This is a genomic window from Aquidulcibacter sp. (assembly GCF_049239865.1).
Taxonomy (GTDB): domain Bacteria; phylum Pseudomonadota; class Alphaproteobacteria; order Caulobacterales; family Aquidulcibacteraceae; genus Aquidulcibacter.
In genome coordinates this window covers 1-3,349 of the sequence record NZ_JBMLTR010000110.1, presented here as the reverse complement: position 1 = coordinate 3,349, position 3,349 = coordinate 1, and the positions used below count along the sequence as shown (strand labels likewise).

Sequence of the window (3,349 nt, the reverse complement as noted above, 5' to 3'; positions counted from 1 at the left end):
GGTTTTCAAGATGTGCCTGCACATGAGAAGGCCTCTCGCGTGCGCGGCGTGTTTGACGCCGTCGCCAGCCGCTATGACTTGATGAATGATCTGATGAGTGCCGGGATGCACCGGGCTTGGAAGGATGCCGTGGCGGCGCGATTGAACCCTCGTCCGGGTGAACGCATCTTGGACCTCGCGGGCGGCACGGGCGATTTGGCGCGGCGCTTTAAGGCTTTGGCCGATGCGGCGCGGACGCGCTCTGGCGGTCCGCCGTCTGAGATCATCGTCGTCGACATCAATGCTGAGATGATTGCGGCAGGGCGCGAGCGTGGCTTGGACGGGCTTGGCTGGGCGGTAGGCGATGCAGAAGCCTTGCCATTCCCCGACAATTCCGCCGATGGCTATGTCATTTCCTACGGCATTCGCAATGTGACCGACATCCCCAAGGCGCTGCGCGAAGCCTACCGCGTGCTGAAGCCAGGTGGTCGTTTCTATTGTTTGGAATTCTCTAAGCCCACCACCGGCGCGCTTGAAGCCTTCTATGATGCTTGGTCTTTCAAGGCGATCCCGCCGATTGGCAAAGCCGTGACGGGGGATGCGGAGCCCTATCAATATCTGGTCGAGAGCATTCGCCGTTTCCCCGACCAAGAGACCTTTGCCGCGATGATCCGCGAGGCTGGCTTTAAGCGCGTTGAATACACCAATTTCTCCGGCGGCATCACTGCTTTGCACGGGGGCTGGAAGGTGTGATTGATGCGCTCATGCGGTTGATGCGGGCCGCTTGGACTTTGGGGCGCTATGACGCGATCCTGCCGCGAGAATATTATGACTTGCTGCCCCTGCCTGCCCGCACGGTGGGGCGTGTGCTGCGTTTGGGCTCCCGCCACATCAGCGGCGATCCCGGAACACGCATGGCACGCGCTTTGGAAAAGCTGGGCCCTGCTTGGATCAAATTTGGCCAGCTTTTGGCCACCCGACCCGATATTGTTGGTGACAAAGCCGCTGAAGGTCTGTCGCGCCTTAAGGACCGGCTGGAGCCTTTTTCGCAGACCATCGCCCTGCATAGCCTCGATACCGCCTTTGGCGAGAAGCGCGCAGCCTTGTTCCCAGACTTGGGTCCTGTAATTGCCGCAGCCTCGGTCGCCCAAGTTCATCAGATGACTTTGGCTGACGGTCGCAAAGTCGCGGTCAAGCTGCTCCGGCCCGGCATTGAGAAGGAAATCGCGGCTGAGGGCAAAGCCATGGCGCTTGCCGCCAAGCTTGTGCAAGTCCTCGTGCCCAAATCCCGCCGCCTTGAGCCGGTCGCCTTTGTGGCCACCATTCGCACCGCGCTCGAAAAGGAGCTCGACCTGCGCCGTGAGGCAGGGGCTGGCGATGCCTTTGGCGAGATCGTTGCCGCAGACGGCTATTTGAAAGTACCCAGTATCGACTGGGAGCGCACAGCACGACGTGTGCTGACCACTTCGTGGGTTGAGGGCACGCCTTTGACCAAGCCCGGTGCTTTGGACGGCGCGGACCGGGCGAAGCTTGCCAATGCGGTCACCTGTGGCTTTCTGGCGGCTGCCTTGGACCATGGCGTGTTCCATGCCGACATGCATGAGGGCAACCTCATTTTGGGTACGGACGGGGCGCTCTGGGCGGTCGATTTTGGCATTATGGGCCGGATCGGCATGGCCGAACGCCGTTATCTGGCTGAAATCCTTTTTGCTTTCCTCCGTCGCGATTATCGCCGTGCTGCCGCTGTTCATATTGAAGCAGGCTATGTGTCTGCCGATCATGATGAAGGCGAATTCGCCCATGCCCTGCGCTCGGTCGGAGAGCCGATTTGGGGCCGGCCAGCGCGCGAAGTCTCCATGGGCCGTGTGCTGACGCAATTGTTCGACGTGACCGAGCAATTTGGCATGCATATGCGGCCTGAACTGGTGCTGTTGCAGAAGACCATGGTGCAAGTTGAGGGCGTTGCTCGCAACATCGACCCCGATCACGACATTTGGGAAGCCTCCCGTCCGGTGGTGGAGCGCTTCATGCAGACCGAATTGGGCCCAGAAGGCGTCACCCGCCAAATGTTCACTGACGTCTCCAATGCCCTCGCCACCGCGCGCAAGCTGCCTCAATTGGTCGCCCGCATTGAAAAGCTGGTGGAACGGGCAGAGCAAGGCAAGCGGTAGGTGGTAAGGCCGTAAATCAGGCCCTGTTTCAGGCTTGATTGATCCGCGCGCGCGGTTTAGCATTTTGTTATGACAAATTCCGTGCCGTCCAACGCCCCCGCTACCGATGCCTTCTGGATGCCTTTTACGGCCAACCGCCGCTTTAAGGCGGGGCCGCGCCTTTTGGTGTCTGCCTCTGGCATGTTTTATCGAAGTCATGATGACCGCGAGATCCTCGATGGCACAGCGGGTCTGTGGACGGTCAATGCTGGCCATGGTCGGCAAGAAATTGTCGATGCGGTGGCCCGCCAGATGGCGACCTTGGATTATGCGCCGACCTTCCAAATGGGCCATCCGATTGCGTTTGAGTTTGCCGAACGTTTGGCCAGTATTGCACCCGATGGGTTTGACCGCGTCTTTTTCACCAATTCCGGCTCTGAAAGTGTTGAGACGGCGCTGAAGATTGCCTTGGGCTATCATTATGCGCGGGGTGACCACCGCCGGACTCGCTTGATCGGGCGCGAGCGCGGATATCATGGGACGAATTTCGGCGGCATTTCGGTGGGCGGCATCGTCACCAATCGCCGCGTCTTTGGCCCGGGCCTGCCAGGGGTGGACCATTTGCCCCATACACATGGCTTGCCCGAGAATGTCTTTGCCCAAGGCCAGCCGCCCCAAGGCGCGCATCTGGCCAAGGAATTGGACCGGATCGCGGCATTGCACGGCCCGGAGACGATTGCTGCCGTGATTGTAGAGCCTGTTGCAGGCTCCACCGGCGTGTTGATCCCGCCTGTGGGTTATCTCGAAGAATTGCGCGCCGCCTGTGACCGGGTTGGCTGCCTTCTGATCTTTGATGAAGTCATTACGGGCTATGGGCGCTTGGGAAAGGCGTTTGCCACCCAGGCCTTGGGTGTGCGTCCTGACCTGATCTGTACCGCCAAGGGTATCAATAATGGCGCATTGCCGATGGGGGCGGTATTTGCTCGCCGCGAAGTGCACGATGCCTATATGACGGGGCCTGAGAATTTGATCGAGCTCTTCCATGGCTACACCTGTTCGGGCCATCCAGCCGCCTGTGCGGCGGGGCTTGCCACGATGGACATTATGGAGCGCGAAGGCCTGATGACGCGCGCGGCAGATATCGCGCCCTATTGGCAAAAGCGTTTGCATGAACTCAAAGGCGCACCCCATGTCATTGATATCCGTAATCTGGGCTTGAT

Annotated in this window: 3 protein-coding genes; all 3 read left to right on the top strand. The window is 59.9% G+C overall.

Going from position 1 to position 3,349, the window contains the following annotated elements; genetic code table 11:
- Window positions 1–732: class I SAM-dependent methyltransferase (locus ACOVRA_RS08115; RefSeq protein WP_421719844.1), on the top strand; the 732-nt coding region annotated here is incomplete at its 5' end.
- Between the two features lie 11 nt (window positions 733–743).
- Window positions 744–2,150, top strand: coding sequence for an AarF/UbiB family protein (locus ACOVRA_RS08110; RefSeq protein WP_421719843.1), 1,407 nt, complete (start codon window positions 744–746; stop codon window positions 2,148–2,150).
- Between the two features lie 69 nt (window positions 2,151–2,219).
- On the top strand, window positions 2,220–3,349 hold a 1,130-nt coding region (locus ACOVRA_RS08105; RefSeq protein ID WP_421719842.1), incomplete at its 3' end, for an aminotransferase class III-fold pyridoxal phosphate-dependent enzyme.